Origin of the sequence: Klebsiella terrigena (assembly GCF_006539725.1) — a bacterium.
Taxonomy (GTDB): Bacteria; Pseudomonadota; Gammaproteobacteria; order Enterobacterales; family Enterobacteriaceae; genus Klebsiella; species Klebsiella terrigena.
Map to the genome: position 1 here is coordinate 102,781 of NZ_BJNO01000004.1, position 19,207 is coordinate 121,987.

Here is a 19,207-nt window from a genome sequence, read left to right on the forward strand (position 1 = left end):
TGTCGTGATGAAAACCAAACGCGTTACCATTAAAGATATCGCCGAGCTGGCGGGCGTCTCGAAAGCGACCGCCAGCCTCGTGCTGAACGGTCGTGGCAAAGAGCTGCGCGTGGCGCAGGAGACCCGCGAACGCGTCCAGACCATCGCCCGCGAGCAGCACTATCAGCCGAGTATCCACGCCCGCTCGCTGCGCGATAACCGCAGCCATACCATCGGACTGGTGGTGCCTGAAATCACCAACTACGGCTTCGCGGTCTTCTCCCACGAGCTGGAAATGCTGTGCCGCGAGGCGGGCGTGCAGCTGCTTATCTCCTGCACCGACGAAAACCCGGCCCAGGAAAGCATGGTGGTCAATAATATGATTGCCCGCCAGGTTGACGGCCTGATCGTCGCCTCCTGCATGCACAACGACGCGGATTACCTCAAGCTCAGCGAGCAGCTGCCGGTGGTATTGTTTGACCGCAGCCCCAGCGGCAGCAGCCTGCCGCTGGTGATGACCGACTCCATCACACCCACCGCCGAGCTGATCTCACGGATTGCGCCCCAGCACGCCGAGGAGTTCTGGTTTCTCGGCGGCCAGCCGCGGCTTTCGCCTTCGCGGGACCGGCTGGCCGGCTTTACCCAGGGGCTGGCGCAGGCGGGCGTTGAGCTTCGCCCTGAATGGGTGATTAACGGCAACTATCATCCCAGCTCCGGTTACGAAATGTTTGCCGCGCTCTGCGCGCGGCTGGGGCGGCCGCCTCAGGCGCTGTTCACCGCCGCCTGCGGCCTGCTGGAAGGGGTGCTGCGCTACATGAGCCAGCATAATCTACTCGATTCCGGCATCCATCTCGCCAGCTTCGACGATCACTATCTGTACGACTCGCTGTCGCTGCGCATTGATACCGTTCAGCAGGATAATCGCCAGCTGGCCTGGCACTGCTATGACCTGATCAGCCAGCTTATCGACGGCGCCACCCCGGAGCCGCTGCAGCGCTATCTGCCGGCGACCCTGCAAATTCGCCACCGCTAGCCTATTCGTCCGAGCCGGTGATCCTCACCAGGTGGACGGTCAGCCACAGCAGTTCGTTGCCGCCCAGCGCTATTCCCAGCTGGGCCTGCACGTAGTCTCGGATCAGCTCGGCGCAGCGCCAGGCGTGCGGGTACTCCTTCACGACCTGCGCCAGCAGAAAGCTGTCCCGGGCGGTATCCAGCTCCCCCTCCTGCAGCCGCTGGAGGAAAAACTGCATATGAACGAGAAAGCGCGAGTAGTTAATCGACCCGGTGTCGATCTCCTGCTTAAAGTGGTACTGCACGAGGCTAAAAATATCCTTGAGCATTTTCACCGACTGCATGGTCTGCGCGACGTCATCGCCCTCGCTCTGCCCGTTAACCAGGTGAAAGGCGATATTGCCCGCCTCCTCTTCAGGCAGCGCTATCCCGTACTGCTGGCGAATCATCGCCACCGCCTCGCTGGCGACCCGAAACTGCTGCGGGTAGAAACGCCGCACTTCCGGCAGCAGCCGGTTTTGAATCGCAATCCCCTTCCGGCAGCGCGCTATGGCGAAATCGAGGTGGTCGGCAAGGGTGAAGAAAATCTGCTCCCGCACTTTGCTGCTGAGCTGCATATTGGCGCGGGAGATAATCATGGCGGCCATCTCGATAACCTCATCCGGTATCGCCGAGAGCGCCTCCAGGTAGCCGCTTCGGTTGATGGGCGTTTGCATCACAAACAGCTTTTCAATCTTCTCCTCGGCAATCTCATCCCCCGGCCTGCTGCTAAAGCCAATCCCCTTCCCCATAACGATAACCTCCCTGTTATCGCTGTCGGAAGAGAGTATCAGGCTGTTATTAAGCACCTTCTGAACAATCATCTCTAAGACTCGTCGTGGTTACCGTTGCGCGCAATGACATCCTTATACCACCAGAAGCTGCGTTTGCGGACCCTCTGCAGCGCTTTCAGCTCCTGTTCCCCACGATCGACGTAGACGAACCCGTAGCGTTTGGCGTAGCCCTGGTGGGTGCTGACCACGTCAATGGCCGCCCACGGGCAGTAGCCCATCAGCGTCACGCCGTCGGCAATCGCCAGGCGCATCTGCTCGATATGGGCCTGTAAAAATGCGATGCGGTAATCGTCGTTGACCGTCCCGTCGTGCTCCAGCTTATCCGCAGCGCCCATCCCATTTTCGCTAATCAGGATAGGCAGGCCGTAGCGCTCGCAGACTTTGCGCAGCGTCAGGCGCAGGCCGACCGGGTCAATCACCCAGCCGTAGGGCGTTTTGCCGACCCACGGGTTCTCCGCCGGGCGATAAACCCCCTCTTCGCCCAGCATAATTTGCTGATCGCCGGCGCGCGGGGCCACGTCGCCGCCGTCTCCCCGGCTGGCGGCGATGGTTGCCGTTGAGTAGTAGTTGATAGCGATAAAATCGGGCCGCCCCTGCTGCAGGATAAGCGCATCTTCCGGCCGCTGCTCCGGCGCCAGCCCCCGGTCCTGCAGGTAGGCCCACGCCAGCGCGTTGTAGCGCCCGTAGACCGCCACGTCGAGAAAGCTCCAGCAGCGCAGCGTTTCCCAGTTATGGGCGGCGATGGCATCCTCGGGCCTGCAGCTCTCGGCGTACATCGAGGTGGTGTTAATCGCCGGACCGATTTGCAGCCCGGGAAATTCGCGATGGCACAGCGCAAAGATCTGCGCCTGGGCCAGCATCATATGGTGATTCTGCTGGTAGAGCGCCTTTTTCCCCGGCAGCTCGCGGTCCTCCGGCACGCCGATGGCGCCGGGGTGCAGGATCATGGTGTTCTGCTCGTTGATGGTCAGCCACAGCGGCACCTTGTCGGCAAACTCGCTGAACAGCAGCCGGGCATAGCGCACGAACGCCTCCCCGGTCTCCCTGTTCATCCAGCCGCCTTTAAGCTCCAGCGCCCAGGGCAGGTCGAAGTGATACAGGGTGACTATTGGCACAATCTGATGACGCACCAGGGCGTCAATCAGCCGCCGGTAGAACCCCAGCCCGGCCGGGTTGACCGGGCCGTCGCCGTCGGGGATCACCCGCGACCAGGCCACCGAGAAGCGGTAGGCTTTTAGCCCCATCTGCGCCATCAGCGCGACGTCCTCTTCAACGCGATGATAGTGATCGCTGGCGACGCGGAAATCCGCCGTCCCCGGAGGATGGCTCAGCATATCAACCACCGACGGCCCCTTGCCGTCCTCATTCCACGCCCCTTCTACCTGATACGCCGACGTTGAGGCTCCCCAGAGGAAGCCCTGCGGAAAGCGGGCCTGCTGCTGATAGATCATCCCCGTACCTCCTCGGCTGCCTGCGCTATCAGCGCATCGCCATAGTCAACCTGCGGCGCGCCGGTGGTCCACAGCGGGTGCTGCTTATCACCGTTTACCACAATAACCGGGGTAATCAGGTCGTAGCCGGCGCGCTCAATGGCGGCAATATCAAAACGAATCAGCTCATCGCCGGCCTTTACCTCATCCCCCAGCTTCAGCGACGAGCTAAAGTGCTGGCCGTTAAGGTTAACGGTATCAATACCGATATGAATCAGCAGCTCAAGGCCGCTTTCGCTCTGTAACCCCACCGCGTGGCAGGAGGGGAGGAACATCATCACCGTGCCGTTAAACGGCGCCTTCAGGCACCCTTCCTGCGGGCGAATCGCCACCCCCTGTCCGAGCAGGCCGCCGGAGAATACGTCGTCATTCACTTCGCTCAGCGCGACCACCTGACCGCGCAGCGGGCTTAAAATTGCGGTATCGCCCGCGGCGTGAGCGCTGGCGGCCGGCGACGGTGCGGCGCTGGCGTCGTCGCTCTCCTGAGGAATATCCTCGAAGCCGATAAACCAGGTCAGGGTAAAGGTCACGACCATCGCAATGGCGCAGGTGACCAGGGCATGGACGATATTCAGCGGATTTTCACCGATAAACGCCGGCAGCGCCGCGAGGCCCGGGGAGACAAAGGCATAGCGCACCAGCCCGCTTAAACCGGCGTACATCCCGGCGCAGCCGCCGCCGATCATCGCGGCAATCAGCACGCGACGGAACTTGAGCATCACCCCGTACAGCGCCGGCTCGGTGATCCCCAGCAGCGCGGTAAAGCCCGATGAGGAGGCCAGCTGGCGCAGGTTGCTGTTGCGGGTTTTCAGCGCCACGCACAGCGTCGCTGCCCCCATCGCCACGTTCGAGGCCAGCATGCCCGGGCCGTTAATCATCTCGTAGCCATTTTTGCTCAGCTGGCCGGTGGCGATCGGCGTCATCGCCCATGCGGTACCGGTAATAATCAGGAACGGCTGCAGCGTGCCCATCAGCAGCGGGATTAGCCAGCTGGCGTGACGGTCGATGGACGCCGCGCCGGCGGCCACCAGGTCGTTAAGCAAAATGCCCGCCGGGCCGACCACCACCAGCGCCAGCGGCGCGGTGATCAGCAGGATCAGCATCGGTTTAATGAAGAATTTGATAATCGACGGCGTGACCTTTTCGGCAAAGCGCTCCACCCACGACATCAGCCACACCGTCAGGATAATCGGCAGCACTGACCCGGCGTAATCCGAGAGCAGGACGTTGATCCCAACGAAGTCCACCGCTTTACCCGCCGCCAGCATCTGGCCGATTCCCGGATGCAGCAGCACGCCGGCAATGGTCATCGCCAGGATCGGGTTGCACTCAAACTTTATCGAGGCCCCGTAGGCCAGCAGAACCGGGAGGAAGAAGAATGCGGCGTCGGCGATGATATTAAGCAGCTGCCAGGTTGAGCTGGTTTCGCTAATGACGCCGGTCAGCTTGAGAATAGCCAGCAGCGCCTTGATCATCCCGGCGCCGGTAATGGCCGGGATAACCGGGGTAAAGGTGGTCGAGATGACGCTGATCACGCTTGCCACTACGCCCTGGCGCGGCGCTTTTTTATCGCCTGCCGGGTGGTCTTTACTCGCCGGCAGCGCCTTTTTCAGGCGGCGAAAGACCTGCTGGACCTCGTTGCCGATAACAATCTGGAACTGGCCGCCTTTCTCTACCACGCTTATCACGCCGGCGATATTACCGATCTCCGCGGCGTTAACCTTTGCGCGATCGCTGAACTCCATGCGCAGCCGGGTGGCGCAATGGGTGAGCGTGCGGATATTCTCCGCGCCTCCTACGCAGTGGAGGATTCTGTCTGCCGTTTCGTTATAGTTCATAGTGTTCCCTGGTGTTGAGGCAAAAAAAAAGACCAAAACGGAGACGCTCCCCTTAGCGGGAGAGCATTCCTATTTTGGTCTTGCCTGCTTTCGCAGTAGCACGCCGTAATAAAAATGGGCTATTTCGCCGGATTATCTAAGCGGCCCGGCCCGGTTTCAATCGGGTCTGCGCAAAAGTGTGAGCCAGGTTGAGGAAATTCTTAAACCAACGCCGTTCCCCGGGACCTCAGCCCAGCGCTTCGCTGCGCAGCCAGCTCTGCAGCAGCCTGCCGTTGGGCGTCATTTCGCTGTCCTGGCGCACGCACAGGTAGTAATCCCGGCCGTCATCGATCGCCGCATCAAAGATTTTCACCAGCTCGCCGCTGTTCAGATACGGCGCGATCAGCGGCTCGCGCATCAGCGCGCAGCCCAGCCCGGCCTGCACGCCGGCGAGGGTTAACAGCCCGTCCTCAAACAGCGGCCCCGTCGATCGCGGCGGGCGCTTCACGCCCTGCTGCACAAACCACTGGTTCCAGGTGCTGCGCTCCTCGTCGTGGAGCAGCGGCATCTGCAGCAGCTGCTCCGGGGTATCAATATGTCCGTGCAGGCGGATAAACGCCCGGCTGCATACCGCCACCATTCTGCCGGAAATCAGCTTTTCGCTCTGATATCCCGCCCACCGCCCGTTGCCGAAGCGAATCGACATATCCGAGGCGTCGCTGAGGTAGTTGCGGTGGTTGGCGTAAACCACGTTAATTTCGGTCTGCGGGTTGGCGTGAACGAATGACGGCAGGCGAGGAATAAACCAGCCCATGCCGAACAGCGGGATCAGGCTGATCGTGACCTGCTGGCTCTGGACCTGATCGACCAGATGCTCGGTGGCCTGGCGCAGAACGTTAAACGCCGCGCGGATGGAGCGGTAGTATTCCCGCCCCTGCAGGCTGAGGGTCAGCCGTCGCCCCTGGCGCTCGGTAAGCGGGATCTGCAGATATCCCTCCAGCACCTTCAGCTGATGGCTGACCGCCGACGGCGATATCGCCAGCTCCTGAGCGGCCAGGGTGATGCTGCCGAGGCGGGCGATGGCCTCAAAAGCGCGCACCGCCCGCAGCGGCGGATCGTTGGCCAGGCCGCTTTCCGCCCAGCCTTCCCGCTCCGCCGATTGTTCTGTTTTTTTCATATATTGATTTTCTTAGCGCTAAGTGAGATCCGACACGTTATTTAATTATATTAAATATCATAAAGATAGATAAATTCGAGATCATAATAAGAAAGAATATATCCGTATTTTACAATTTAATTCATTTATTGGATGGTAGCCGTAATTTGAGCATATTGTCGGGTAAATCGGTTGGACACACTCATACAGCAATTCATCAATGGCATCATGCTGGGAAGCATCTACGCCCTTATCGCGCTCGGCTACACCATGGTGTACGGCATCCTGCGCATCATTAACTTTGCCCACGGCGATATTCTGATGGTCGGCGCCCTGACGACGCTGTCGGCAATGAACGCGCTAAACGCCCATTTTCCCGGCCTGCCGCCGCTGGCCCAGCTGAGCCTGGCGCTGATGCTGGCTATGGTCGTCTGCGCCCTGCTGGCGATGGCGGTTGAGCGCTTTGCCTACCGCCGCCTGCGCAACGCTCCGCGCCTGGCGCCGCTGATCTCGGGGATCGGCGTGTCGGTGCTGCTGCAAACCGTGGCGATGATTATCTGGACCCGCAACCCGCTGATGTTCCAGCAGATCCTGCCGATGGAGCCGATCGCCGTGACCCACGGCAGCGCGGCGCATCCGCCGGCAATCGTCACCGTGACCGGCATCGTCACCGTTGCGCTGGCTTTTGCGGTCATGCTCGGCCTGTGGCTGCTGGTGGAATTTACCCGCTTAGGCCGCGGCATGCGCGCGGTGGCGGAGAACCCGCGCATCGCCACGCTGATGGGGGTCAACCCCAACGCCATTATCACCCTCACCTTCGCCATCGGCGGCGCGTTTGCGGCGCTGGCGGGCGTCATGATGGCCAGCAACTACGGCAGCGCCAGCTTCTCAATGGGCTTCCTCCCCGGCATTAAGGCCTTCACCGCGGCGGTGCTCGGCGGCATCGGCAATATTCGCGGCGCGATGCTCGGCGGCCTGCTGCTGGGGATCATCGAATCGCTGGGCGCCGGCTATCTCGGCGACCTGACCCACGGCGTCTTCGGCAGCAACTATCAGGATATCTTCGCCTTTATGGTGCTGATTGTGGTGCTGGTATTCCGTCCCGCCGGTTTACTCGGCGAGCGCGTCGCGCATCGGGCATAGGAAAAAATATGACAACGGCACAACTCGTCGCGGCCCCCGCCGCATCCCGTCGCTTCTGGTCCGGCATGACCCTGTTTATCTGCGCGCTGCTGGTGGCGCCGATGGTCGCCAGCCAGCTCGGCGGCAACTACTGGGTGCGGGTTATCGACTTCGCCCTGCTGTACATCATGCTGGCGCTGGGGCTCAACATCGTGGTCGGCTACACCGGCCTGCTGGATATGGGCTTTATCGCCTTCTACGCCGTCGGCGCCTACCTGGCGGCGCTGCTCGCCTCTCCGCATCTGCTGGAGGCGTTTCCGCAGTTGCTGGCCTGGTTCCCGGACGGCCTGCACACCTCCTGGCTGCTGATTATTCCGCTCGCCGCGCTGGTGGCGGCGGGCTGCGGCATCGTGCTGGGCGCGCCGACCCTCAAGCTGCGCGGGGACTACCTGGCCATCGTCACCCTCGGCTTCGGCGAGATTATCCGCATCCTGATGCGCAACCTCGATCGCCCGGTGAACATTACCAACGGCGCAAAGGGTATTTCCGGCGTCGATACGCTGAGCCTGTTCGGCCTTAAATTCAGCGGCGTCTATCACTGGTTCGGCGTTAAGGTTCCGGCGCTGTGGCTGTGGTACTACCTGCTGATGCTGGTGATTGTGGCGATTATCTTCGTCTGCCTGCGCCTGCAGCACTCGCGGATCGGCCGCGCCTGGCACGCCATCCGTGAGGATGAGGACGTTGCCCGGGCGATGGGCATTAACCTGCGTAACTATAAGCTGCTGGCCTTCGCCATCGGCGCCTCGTTCGGCGGCGTCGCCGGGGCGCTGTTCGGCGCTTTCCAGGGCTTCGTCTCCCCCGAATCCTTCACCCTGCAGGAGTCGATTGCGGTGCTGGCGATGGTGGTGCTCGGCGGCATGGGGCATATCCCGGGCGTTATCCTCGGCGCCGTTCTGCTGACCGCCCTGCCCGAGCTGCTGCGCAGCCAGGCCGCCCCGCTGCAGCAGGCGCTGTTTGGCGAAGTGCTGATTGACCCGGAAATTCTGCGCCAGCTGTTCTACGGCCTGGCGCTGGTGCTGGTGATGCTGCTGCGCCCGCAGGGCATCTGGCCCGCCGGACACAAAGGAGCCAAAGCATGAGCCTGCTCAGCGTGAGCCATATGTCCAAGCGCTTCGGCGGCCTGACGGCGGTCGATAACGTCTCGCTCGCCATCAACGAGGGCGAAATCTACGGTCTTATCGGCCCCAACGGCGCGGGTAAAACTACCTGCTTTAACCTGATAACCGGGCTCTATCCGGCGGACAGCGGCGAGTTCGCCATCGCCGGTCAGCCCTACTTTCCGAAAAACATTGAGAAAGTCACCGCCGCCGGCATCGCCCGCACCTTCCAGAACGTGCGGCTGTTTAACCAGATGTCGGTGCTGGAAAACGTGATGGTCGGCCGCCACGTACGCACCCGCAACGGCCTGTGGGCGGCGCTGAGCCGCCACCGACGCGCCCGCGCCGAAGAGGCGCAAACCCGCGAGCTGGCGTGGCACTGGCTGGAGTATACCGGCATCGCCCAGTTCGCCCACTACCGCGCCTGCGACCTCGCCTACGGCCACCAGCGGCGGCTGGAGATTGCCCGCGCGCTGGCTACCGACCCGCGCCTGCTGGCGCTGGACGAGCCGGCCGCTGGCATGAACGCCGCGGAGAAAGTGGCGCTTGGCGAGCTGCTGCTGCGCATCCGCAACGACGGCAAAACGCTGCTGATGATTGAGCACGACGTCAAGCTGGTGATGGGGATCTGCGATCGCCTGATGGTGCTGGACTATGGCAAAACGCTGGCCAGCGGCACGCCTGAAACCGTACGTCGTGACCCGGCGGTTATCGCCGCCTGGCTGGGAGGAAACGCGCATGTCTGATCTGTTAACCGTTAGCGGTCTTGGGGTGCACTACGGCGGCATCCAGGCGGTACGCGAGGTGTCGTTTAGCGTGCAAGAGGGCGAGCAGACGACGCTTATTGGCGCCAACGGCGCGGGCAAAAGCTCCACCGTACGCGCGGTGACCGGGCTGGAGCCGTTTAGCGGCGACATCGTCTTCAACGGCAGGCCGGTACGCCAACGGCGGGCCGAAACGCTGCTGCGCGAAGGGCTGGTGATGGTGCCGGAAGGCCGCGGCATTTTTGCCCGCATGACGGTGCTGGAAAACCTGCAGATGGGCGCCTGGCTGCGCCGCGACGGCGCGGCGGTGAAGCGCGAAATGGACGATATCTTCAGCCAGTTTCCCCGCCTCGGCGAGCGCCAGCATCAGCTGGCCGGGCTGCTCTCCGGCGGTGAACAGCAGCTGCTGGCGCTAAACCGCGCCCTGCTCAGCCGCCCGCGGCTGCTGATCCTCGACGAGCCGTCGATGGGGCTGGCGCCGCTGATGGTGGAGAACGTTTTCCGCGTTATCGCCACCCTGCGCCAGCGCGGCGTGGCGCTGCTGCTGATCGAGCAGAACGCGCGCCTGGCGCTGGAGGCCACCGACAGCGCGTGGGTCATGGACAGCGGCAGCATCGTTGAGCGCGGCGCGTCGCGAACGCTGCTGGCCGACGACCGTATTGCACAGATTTATCTGGGCGAAATGCCCGTTTAACACACCAACCAACATCAGGGAAAAACAATGAAAACAGCAAAAATCAGTGCGCTTAGCGCCGCTATTGTGCTCAGCGGTTTTGCCTCTTCCGCCGCATGGTCCGCCGCCGGCGAAACCGTCACTATCGGCCTTGCCGGCCCGCTGACCGGCCCCTCCGCGCGTATTGGCAAGGATCTGGAAAACGGCGCTCAGCTGGCCATCGACGATATCAACAAGCAGCACCCGACGATCGGCGGCAAGGCGGTGACCTTTAAGCTGCAGTCGGAGGACGACCAGTCTGACCCGCGTACCGCGGTAGCCGTTGCCCAGCGCCTGGTGGACAGCGGCGTGGCGGGGGTGGTCGGCCACTGGAATACCGGCACCAGCATTCCGGCGGCGCGGGTCTATCACGACGCCGGGATCGCCCAGGTTGCGCCGGTGGCGACCGGTCATGCGTATACCAAACAGGGCTTCGATACCAGCTTTAGGGTGATGGGCCACGACGATGACGGCGGCCAGTTTGCCGGCCAGTACGCGGTGCAAACCCTGAAGGCCAAACGCATCGCGGTGATCGACGATCGTACCGCCTTCGGCCAGGGCCTGGCGGATGAGTTTATTAAGTCGCTGAAGGCCCAGGGGATCGATATCGTCGATCGTCAGTACGTCGATGACAAAACGGTGGACTTCAGCGCCGTGCTAACGGCAATCCGCAGCAAAAACGCCGATCTTATCTTCTTCGGCGGCGTCGATAGCCAGGCCGCACCGCTGGCGCGCCGCATCAAGCAGCTGGGGATGAGTGCCACCCTGATGGGCGCGGGCGGCTTCGTCAGCCAAACCTTCCTGCAGCTGGCGCAAAAAGAGGGCAACGGCGTGGTAGCGCTGGAGCCGGGCCTGCCGGTGGAGCAGATGCCGGGCGGCAAGGCCTTTGAGCAGGCCTATCAGTCGCGCTATCACACCCATATCGAGCTGCACGCGCCGTTCGCCTACGACGCCACCCGCGTGCTGGCGGCGGCGATGGAAAAAGCCGACTCCGTCGATCCGGCGGTCTACCTGCCCGTCCTGCGCGCCATCAGCTATTCCGGCGTCACCGGGCAAATTGCCTTTGATAAAGAAGGCAATCTGAAGTCGCCAACCTTTACCGTCTACAAAGTCGTCGACGGCAAATGGCAGCCGCAAACCGTGCTCGGCGGCGCCACCACGAAGTAACGCAGTGAGGCAATGTGATGAGTGATAATAATGAGCTGGGCATTCTTGCCCGCCGCAAAATTGAAGCAGAGATAATTAAGCCGATTTACGACATCCTGGTCCGCGAGATAGGCAAAGCGCGCGCCCAGGCGGTCATCGGCGAGGCGATTGAGAACGCCGCCATTGAGGCAGGGAAAGCCTTTGCCGACCAGGAGCCCAACGGCGCGGATATTCAGAGCTTTGTCGCCCTGCAGTATCTGTGGGAAAAGGACAATGCCCTGGAGGTCACCGTGCTCGATGCCGACGATCGGCAGTACAACTACAACGTTAACCGCTGCCGCTACGCCGAAATGTATCACCAGATGGGCCTCGGCGAGATTGGTCACCTGCTCTCCTGCGCCCGCGATGACAAGTTTATCGTCGGCTACGCCCCGGAGGTTGAGCTGACCCGCACCACGACCATTATGCAGGGCGCGCCGTGCTGTGATTTCCGCTACCGCGTAAAAAAGGACCCATCATGATAACCGTCAACGGCGAGCGCCTGTGGGCCACGCTGAACGAAATGGCGACTATCGGCGCGACGCCCGCCGGCGGCGTCACCCGGCTGACGCTGAGCGAAGAGGACCGCCGGGCCCGGGATCTGCTGCGCGACTGGGCGCTGGCGGCGGGGTTTGGCTACCGTGTCGACGGCATGGGCAATATGTTTATCCGCCGGGCGGGGAAAAACCCGGCGCTGGCGCCGGTGTTGACCGGTTCGCACGTTGACTCCCAGCCGCTGGGCGGGCGCTATGACGGTATTTACGGCGTGCTGGCGGGGCTGGAGGCGCTGCGGGTGCTTAACGAGCGCGGCGTCGAAACCGAGCGCGATATCGTGCTGGTGAACTGGACCAACGAAGAGGGCGCGCGCTTTGCCCCGGCGATGCTCGCCTCCGGCGTGTGGGCCGGGCAGTTTAGCGAAGAGTGGGCTCTTGCCCGGGAAGATCGCAGCGGCGTCAGCGTCGGCGAGGCGCTGGAGGCGATCGGCTATCGCGGCGAGCACCCGACGGCGGCGTTTCCCCTGCACGCCTGCTACGAGGTGCATATCGAACAGGGGCCGATTCTGGAAGACGAAGGGATTGATATCGGCCTGGTGCACGCGGCGATGGGCCAGCGCTGGTTCAACGTCACCCTGACCGGCTTCGCCGCCCACGCCGGTACCACGCCGATGAACAGCCGCCGCGATGCGCTGACCGCTTTTGCCGAGCTGGCGCTGGCGGTGGAAGAGATCGGCATCGACCGCCAGCCCGACGGCCGCGCGACGGTCGGTACGCTGCAGGTAACGCCCGGGTCGCGTAACGTGGTGCCCGGCCGCGTGGAGTGCAGCGTCGAGTTTCGCCATCCGCAAAGCGACGCCCTCGAAGCGATGGAGCTCGCGCTGCGCCGCGCCGCCGCGGCGCTGGGCCAGCGCGGCGTCACGGCAGAGGTCGAGCGTATTTTTGACTACGCGCCTATCGCCTTCGACCCCGACTGCCTGGCGCGCAGCGAGCGGGCCGCCCTGGCGCTCGGCTACAGCGCGAAACGGATGGTTTCCGGCGCCGGACACGATACCTGCTATATCAGCAAAGTGGCCCCCGCCAGCATGATATTTATCCCCTGCGAGAAGGGAATTAGCCACAATGAGGCCGAAAACATTCTCCCTCTGTGGGCCGAAAAAGGGGCCAACGTCCTGCTTAACAGCCTGCTTAGCGCCGCGTGCGAATCCTCCTGATCCCCGCCTGTCGTCATAGCGAAGAGATTGTGCATGGCGACAAACGCTCCCCTCTCCGGGGCCGCACGGCGCGACCTCGGAGAGGAAAACCCCAGCATAAATAAATTAAAACAGCACCTTACCCGGCGGTTAAAGACGTTTATTTTTGGATTCTCTGCTAAAATCAGCAGGAAGATCGCCTATAGTATGGCCAATGTACGCAGGGAAAGAAGCGGTGTCTGGCGGGCTTAAGGTCAACGTGCCGGGCACGCTGCCGGGTCATACTCGCCGCGAAAATAGCCTGATGGGATCGCCTCTTACTGCTGACGCCGGGTACGTGTGAAAACGAAAAAAAAAGCCGCCGCATCGTCCAACGTACTCCGCTATATCTGGGGGTCTGCGTTAGCGACAATCTGTTTAACCACCATTCTCTCATTCTGGCTGCTCTCCGGCTCATGGTCGATGTGGAAAAGCGCGCATAACAACGTTATTCAGTTCGATATTTTTTACCGCGTCCTGCAGGTCTCCAACGATTTAGCCGGCGAACGCGCCTTCGTTAACGAGCTGGTATTGAGCCCGCTGGCGGATAAAGAGCGGCAGTGGCAGGCGCTGGAGGCCCACCGCCGGGTCACCGATCGCGATATGCAAAGCATCCCGCGGCACCTGCTCTCCCCCGAGCTGATGGTGGAAATGCAGCATCAGTTGGCCCACGCCAGGCGCCTCGCCGATACCTTCCGCAGCCGGGAGCTCGGCGATCCGGCGACGGCAGAGCACGCCATCCGCGATATGGTGGTGGCGACCGACTTTTACCATCAGGCGCTGTTTGAGCGCACCGCCGAGTTTTTACTGCTGGAGCCCAGCGCGCTGGGGCCTATTCTGCGCGCCCAGGCGCTGGGCGAGCTGCGCGACGCCACCGGCAGGCTCGGCTCGCAGCTGCTGATCCCGCTGGCAACCCAAACAAAAATTCCCCAGGCGAACCGCGAAGGGATCACCCGCGGCATTGAGCGGATTAATACCGCCTGGTGGCTGCTGCAAACCCAGGGCGACGAGGCGAGCTATATCCCGCACTTTCAGCGCCAGCTGGAGAATACCCGCCAGGCCTTCGAAACGCAGGGGATTGGTTTAATTAACCGCTTAAAAGAGGAGAGCGACGGCAATCAGCCCTACAGCATTAGCGCCGAGCGCTTCGCCATTGATTATCACGCCAGCCTCGGCGCTTTTGATAATCTGCTGAATACCTACATGGCCGGCGTCAAAAAGCACTACACCGCCAGCGAGCGCCGGGCGCTGCAGAGTTTGCTCATCCGTTCGCTGGTGCTGGCCCTGGTCTACGCCCTGACGATCGCGATGATTTTCTATATTCGCTCGCGGGTTTTGCGCCCTATTCTGCGCTTAAATAATATTGCCGCCGATCTGATCGCCGGCAAGCAGGCGCACGTCCAGATCGATGACGACACCGCGGAAGAGGTGCAGGAGCTGTTCTCATCGCTCGGCACCCTTGGGAAAAAGCTGCGCGAAGATGCGCGCATCAGTCGCCAGTACCAGCGCCAGTCGGAGGAGGACCCGCTCACTCACCTGTTTAACCGCCGGGCGTTCAATAGCCGGGGCGAGGCGCTGCTGCGTCAGTCGAGTGAGGCCCTGAGCGCCTGGCTTATTATGCTGGACGTCGACCGCTTCAAGTCGATTAACGATAGCTGGGGACACCCGATGGGCGACGAAGTGCTGGTGGCGCTGGCAAAAACGCTGAACAAGTTTAGCCGCCCGAGCGACGTCGTGGGTCGTCTTGGCGGCGAGGAGTTTGCGGTGCTGTTTCTGGCCCCGACGGCGCAGGACGTTGCCAGCTACGCCGCGCGTATTCAGCATGAAATCCGCAAGCTGACCTTCCACACCAGCGGCGGCGAGACCTTTAAGGTCACCGCCAGCTTCGGGGTTTCTCAGGGCTGGCAGTGCCCGCTGGAGGAGCTGCTGTCGCGGGCAGATAGCGAACTGTATAAGGCGAAAAACAGCGGCCGTGACCGGATCTGCGGCCTGCCCTGAGCGCGGGCCGGAAGCCTGCGCTCGGGCGCTGCCGATGAGGTGGGCTAGTGCTTCTTACGGTTACGGCGCATATCGATGGTCACCGCGGCAACAATAATGATGCCCTTAATAATATCCTGCACGTAGGCATCGACGCCGACGAAGGTGAAGCCGCTTTTAATCAGCCCCAGAATCACCGCCCCAATCAGCGTTCCGGTAATCCGCCCAACGCCGCCCATCAGGCTGCTGCCGCCGATCACCGCCGCGGCGATGGCGTCCAGCTCATAGGACATCCCCATGCTCGACTGGCCGCTGCTGACGCGCGCGGCCAATACCACGCCGGCCAGACCGGAGAGCGCGCCGGCAATGGTGTAAACGATGACCAGGTACTTGTTGACGTTGATGCCGGACACTTTTGCCGAGGTCATGTTACCGCCGATGGCGTAGACGTATTTACCGTAGCGGGTATGCTTGAGCGCGATATGGAACAGCGCGGCGATGACGAAGAAGATAATGACCGGCATCGCCCCCTGACCCACGGCGGTAAAGCTGTCGGACAGGAAGCTAATCGGGTTTCCCTGGGTGTAATACTGCGCGAGACCGCGCGCGGAAACCATCATCCCGAGGGTCGCGATAAACGGCGGGATCCCGGTGCGGGTCACCAGAAAACCGTTGGTTAACCCACAGAGCAGACCGACGCCGATCCCGGCAAAAATGGGGATCGCCGCCGGCAGGTTGACCAGCGAGGGAAACATCGGCGTGAGGCTGTCCGAGGTCTGCGCCAGGCTTGCCGCCACCACCGCCGCAAGCGCGATAACCGAGCCGGAGGAGAGGTCAATCCCGGTGGTAATAATCACCTGAGTCACCCCCACGGCGATAATACCGATAATCGCCACCTGTAAAACGATCAGCACCAGGCGGTTGCTATTCATTAAAAATGATTGGTCGCGAACGAACCAGCCGGCAATTTCAAACGTCAGGGCAATCACCACCATGACGATAAATATCCCGGTATCTTTCGGCATTTTATGCCGTAGCTGACTCAAGAAAGAGGGTTTCTCATTTACGGGAGCTGCGGTCAATTTCATATTGCTCATTCTCTACGCCTCAATTGGATGCCAACGACAAAATGGTTTCCTGATCGGCCTCATCTTTTTCAAGGATGCCGGTAATACGCCCTTCATGCATGACCATCACCCGGTCACTCATCCCGAGAATTTCCGGTAGTTCAGAGGAAACCATAATTACCGCGACGCCACGGTTCGCCAGTTCGCTAATCAGATGGTAAATTTCAGCCTTCGCGCCCACGTCAATACCGCGGGTCGGCTCATCGAGAATTAATATTTTGGGCTGGGCTAAGAGCCAGCGGGCAATCAGTACTTTTTGCTGATTACCGCCGCTGAGGTTATTAATAATTTGATCCATCGTCGGGGTTTTAATATTCAGACGGCGGATCTGCTCCATACAGTCTTCCGCCATTTTCACATGTTTAACAAACCCGCTTTTACCGACATATTCCGGCATATTCACGATGCTCATATTCTCCAGCACCGACAGGACGAGGAACAGGCCGGACTTTTTGCGATCCTCAGTCAGCAGCGCCATCCCTTTTTCGATGGCGACGGAAGGAGAATCTATCTTCACCGGGACGCCATCAATCAGCACCTCGCCCTCGTCAAAGCTCTCCATACCGAACAGGCACTCCATCACCTCGCTGCGCCCGGCCCCGACCAGCCCGGCAACGCCGAGGATTTCGCCGCGGCGCACGCTGAAGGTGACGTCATCAAAGTAGCCCTTGCGCGACAGATTGCGCACGCTCAGGACATCCTCGCCGATCGTATTATTGAATTTTGGGAACAGCTGGGTTAATTCTCGCCCGACCATCTGAGTGATTAACGACTGGCGGGTATATTCCGCCGTCTGCTGGCTGGCGACCCAGCTGCCGTCACGAAAGACGCTGATTTCATCGGTAATAGCAAAAATCTCATCCATCTTATGGCTGATATAGATGATGGCTTTGCCCTGCGCCCGGAGGTCGCGAATAATCGTAAACAGGTGCGCCACCTCCCCTTCGGTTAACGCCGAGGTCGGCTCATCCATAATCACGATATCGGCGTTCCACGAGACCGCTTTAGCAATTTCCACCATCTGCTGGGCGGCGATGCTCAGATCGCCCACCAGCCGATCGGCGGAGAGGCGAATATTGAGCTTATTCAGCAGCGTCTGGGTCTGGCGGATCAGCTGGCGATGATCGACGAAGCCGTACTTCATCGGCTCGCGGCCGAGCCAGATATTTTCCGCCACCGTCATATGCGGCACCAGATTAAGCTCCTGGTGGATCATCGAGATCCCCGACCGCAGCGCATCCATGGTGTCCTGAAACTGAACCGGCTGGCCTTTGACTTTTATCGCGCCCTTATCGGGACGGTAAATCCCGATAAGGCATTTCATCAGCGTGGATTTACCGGCCCCGTTTTCGCCCATCAGCGCGTGTACCGTTCCAGGGCGCACGCGCAGTGAGACATTATCGAGCGCCTTCACGCCGGGAAAGAACTTGCTGATACCTTCGGCTTCTAGGGCAAAAGCGTTCATAGAAAAATCTCCGTACCGCTGGGCCTGGGATCGTTATTTTTGGTTGCGGCTGACGAAATCAGACATGTTTTCTTTGGTGATCAGCTGGTAGGGAACGTCGATGACCTTTTCGACTTTCTCACCGTTAGCCAGCTTGATGGCGGCGTTGACCGCGCCCTCGCCCTGCCCCTTCGCGTCCTGGAAAATCGTGGCGATCATCTTGCCGTTTTTGAGCATCTGCAGCGCGTCGGGGGTGCCGTCAACGCCGGCGATCAGAATGTGGTTCGGGTTGCTGCCCAGCGCCTGCAGCGCGCCGATGGCCATTTCATCGTTGTTTGAGGCAATGGCCTGGATATCTTCTCCGCTGGTCATCCAGTTGCTCACCACGTCGACCGCGTCGTTACGCATAAATTTGGCGGTCTGCTTCTGCACGATTTTAATATTCGGGTATTTCGCTACCACCTCTTCCACGCCCTTCGTCCGATCGCGGGTCGATTCATTGGCCAGGTCGCCCAGCAGGATAGCCACGTTTCCTTTACCGTTCATCGCCTTCGCCAGCGCTTCCATCTGCAGGCGCCCGGCGAGGACCGAATCCGAACCGACGTAGGCCATTTTGTCCGTCAGCGGCAGCTGCGGGCGACGGTTAACGAACACCAGCGGGATACCGGCTTTGGTCGCCTGATCGATAATCGGTTTCACCGCGTTGGTGTCGACAGGGGCAACGATGATGGCATCAACGCCCTGACCGATGAAGTTCTGTACCTGCTGCAGCTGCTGCGCCACGTCGCCCTTGGCGTCTTCTACCTGCGACTTAACGCCATCTTTTTGCATCTCTTTTTGCATGGCATTACGCAGGATGGTCAGAAAGTTATCATCAAAAAGCGCCATCGAAACGCCGACGGAAATATCTTTTGCCATAACAACCGCAGGCAACATACAGGCTAACAAAGAGGCAACAATCGTTTTCTTGATATTCACAGTTGATCCTTGAGCGTCGTTGATACGCCAGTTCATTGAGATAAATGAAAGATTCGTTTCATTAAAAACGGGTCAAACACCTGCCTGTCCTTCGGCCAGAGAACGCGTCTCCGCCAGCGCCGTCGGCTTATCTTTTGCCACAAACCGCTAAAATCGGTTGATTTATAATGAATTATTAAAACAGTAGTTCATTAATCATCACTGGTTCTGAGCACTCGATTTCAGTCGTTTTGTTTCATTAACAACTTATTTGAAACTTTTATAATTAAATAACTGAAATGAAAATTTTAAAACTACGTAGTAACAGAACTTTGACAGATATCTAACATTGCTGCATAAACGAGCGAAAAATGAGAGGCAACCAGCAGTTTGCTCACGAGCCGAGGGCGCGGGACTGGCATTCAGCAGGAGATGATTTGATTGGGGAATCATTCATGAATGGACAAGCTTTATCATAGACAGACGCGGGAGAGCGTCGCCGCCGGCTGGTACTGCAAACCATGCATCAGGCCCACGCCTCGATCCGCACGATCGCCTACGCTTTTCAGGCTGCGGATATTGCCCGCGCTGGCTGCCGCCGAGGATCGCGGCGTTGAGGTGCAGATCGTCGTGGATACGCGACACAGCCGCGCGAAGGCCAGCCGGGTGGCGATGAAATAACCGCCCACAGGCGGTTGGTGTTGAGGCTGGTGCTGGGGCTGGGGCTGGGACCAGGACTGGGGCTAGGGC

General features: G+C 60.6%; 17 protein-coding genes. 9 read left to right on the forward strand and 8 right to left on the reverse strand.

Annotated features, from left to right (window positions below):
• Positions 1–7 precede the first annotated feature (7 nt).
• Complete coding sequence (locus RTE01_RS07125) at positions 8–1,012, forward strand: LacI family DNA-binding transcriptional regulator (protein ID WP_115193395.1); 1,005 nt, start codon at positions 8–10, stop codon at positions 1,010–1,012.
• A 1-nt stretch (position 1,013) separates the two neighbouring features.
• On the opposite strand, the gene RTE01_RS07130 is transcribed toward RTE01_RS07125, so the two are convergent.
• From RTE01_RS07130 to RTE01_RS07145, 4 genes are all read right to left on the reverse strand, one after another.
• Positions 1,014–1,853 carry a PRD domain-containing protein gene (locus tag RTE01_RS07130; protein ID WP_134525376.1) on the reverse strand — a complete coding sequence of 280 codons (840 nt, stop codon included), beginning with the start codon at positions 1,851–1,853 and terminating at the stop codon, positions 1,014–1,016.
• 2 nt (positions 1,854–1,855) lie between these two features.
• Entirely contained in the window at positions 1,856–3,274 is a 1,419-nt protein-coding gene (locus RTE01_RS07135) for a glycoside hydrolase family 1 protein (RefSeq protein ID WP_134525375.1), read from the reverse strand.
• Positions 3,271–5,151: a beta-glucoside-specific PTS transporter subunit IIABC gene (locus RTE01_RS07140; protein ID WP_134525374.1), complete on the reverse strand. Its 1,881-nt coding sequence runs from the start codon at positions 5,149–5,151 to the stop codon at positions 3,271–3,273. The genes RTE01_RS07135 and RTE01_RS07140 overlap by 4 nt, the downstream gene beginning before the upstream one ends.
• A gap of 226 nt (positions 5,152–5,377) precedes the next feature.
• Positions 5,378–6,307: a LysR substrate-binding domain-containing protein gene (locus tag RTE01_RS07145; RefSeq protein WP_041144445.1), complete on the reverse strand. Its 930-nt coding sequence runs from the start codon at positions 6,305–6,307 to the stop codon at positions 5,378–5,380.
• A 207-nt stretch (positions 6,308–6,514) separates the two neighbouring features.
• Here RTE01_RS07145 and RTE01_RS07150 point away from each other — a divergent pair, with 207 nt between their 5' ends.
• From RTE01_RS07150 to RTE01_RS07185, 8 genes are all read left to right on the forward strand, one after another.
• Positions 6,515–7,429 carry a branched-chain amino acid ABC transporter permease gene (locus tag RTE01_RS07150; RefSeq protein WP_457920874.1) on the forward strand — a complete coding sequence of 305 codons (915 nt, stop codon included), beginning with the start codon at positions 6,515–6,517 and terminating at the stop codon, positions 7,427–7,429.
• An 8-nt stretch (positions 7,430–7,437) separates the two neighbouring features.
• A complete protein-coding gene (locus RTE01_RS07155) occupies positions 7,438–8,547 on the forward strand; it encodes a branched-chain amino acid ABC transporter permease (RefSeq protein WP_076944814.1) in 1,110 nt (369 codons plus the stop codon).
• Entirely contained in the window at positions 8,544–9,311 is a 768-nt protein-coding gene (locus RTE01_RS07160) for an ABC transporter ATP-binding protein (protein WP_041144442.1), read from the forward strand. The genes RTE01_RS07155 and RTE01_RS07160 overlap by 4 nt, the downstream gene beginning before the upstream one ends.
• On the forward strand, positions 9,304–10,023 hold the full coding sequence (locus tag RTE01_RS07165; RefSeq protein WP_115193399.1) for an ABC transporter ATP-binding protein: 720 nt from the start codon (positions 9,304–9,306) through the stop codon (positions 10,021–10,023). Before RTE01_RS07160 ends, RTE01_RS07165 begins: the two co-directional genes overlap by 8 nt.
• A gap of 27 nt (positions 10,024–10,050) precedes the next feature.
• Complete coding sequence (locus RTE01_RS07170) at positions 10,051–11,208, forward strand: branched-chain amino acid ABC transporter substrate-binding protein (RefSeq protein WP_134525373.1); 1,158 nt, start codon at positions 10,051–10,053, stop codon at positions 11,206–11,208.
• 17 nt (positions 11,209–11,225) lie between these two features.
• Positions 11,226–11,708 carry an L-2-amino-thiazoline-4-carboxylic acid hydrolase gene (locus RTE01_RS07175; protein WP_041144439.1) on the forward strand — a complete coding sequence of 161 codons (483 nt, stop codon included), beginning with the start codon at positions 11,226–11,228 and terminating at the stop codon, positions 11,706–11,708.
• Complete coding sequence (locus RTE01_RS07180; protein WP_134525372.1) at positions 11,705–12,934, forward strand: Zn-dependent hydrolase; 1,230 nt, start codon at positions 11,705–11,707, stop codon at positions 12,932–12,934. Before RTE01_RS07175 ends, RTE01_RS07180 begins: the two co-directional genes overlap by 4 nt.
• A gap of 318 nt (positions 12,935–13,252) precedes the next feature.
• Complete coding sequence (locus RTE01_RS07185) at positions 13,253–14,950, forward strand: GGDEF domain-containing protein (protein WP_115193402.1); 1,698 nt, start codon at positions 13,253–13,255, stop codon at positions 14,948–14,950.
• 44 nt (positions 14,951–14,994) lie between these two features.
• Here the strand turns inward: RTE01_RS07185 and RTE01_RS07190 are convergent, their stop codons facing one another.
• The 4 genes from RTE01_RS07190 to RTE01_RS07205 form a co-directional block, all read right to left on the reverse strand.
• Positions 14,995–16,017, reverse strand: a complete 1,023-nt coding sequence (locus RTE01_RS07190; protein WP_172620482.1) for an ABC transporter permease — start codon at positions 16,015–16,017, stop codon at positions 14,995–14,997.
• A 19-nt stretch (positions 16,018–16,036) separates the two neighbouring features.
• The gene (locus RTE01_RS07195; protein ID WP_115193403.1) at positions 16,037–17,521 is read right to left on the reverse strand and encodes a sugar ABC transporter ATP-binding protein; all 1,485 of its coding nucleotides are present in this window, start codon (positions 17,519–17,521) and stop codon (positions 16,037–16,039) included.
• A gap of 33 nt (positions 17,522–17,554) precedes the next feature.
• Positions 17,555–18,478, reverse strand: coding sequence for a sugar ABC transporter substrate-binding protein (locus tag RTE01_RS07200; protein WP_041147543.1), 924 nt, complete (start codon positions 18,476–18,478; stop codon positions 17,555–17,557).
• A gap of 452 nt (positions 18,479–18,930) precedes the next feature.
• The gene (locus RTE01_RS07205; protein WP_134525371.1) at positions 18,931–19,146 is read right to left on the reverse strand and encodes a hypothetical protein; all 216 of its coding nucleotides are present in this window, start codon (positions 19,144–19,146) and stop codon (positions 18,931–18,933) included.
• Positions 19,147–19,207 lie beyond the last annotated feature (61 nt).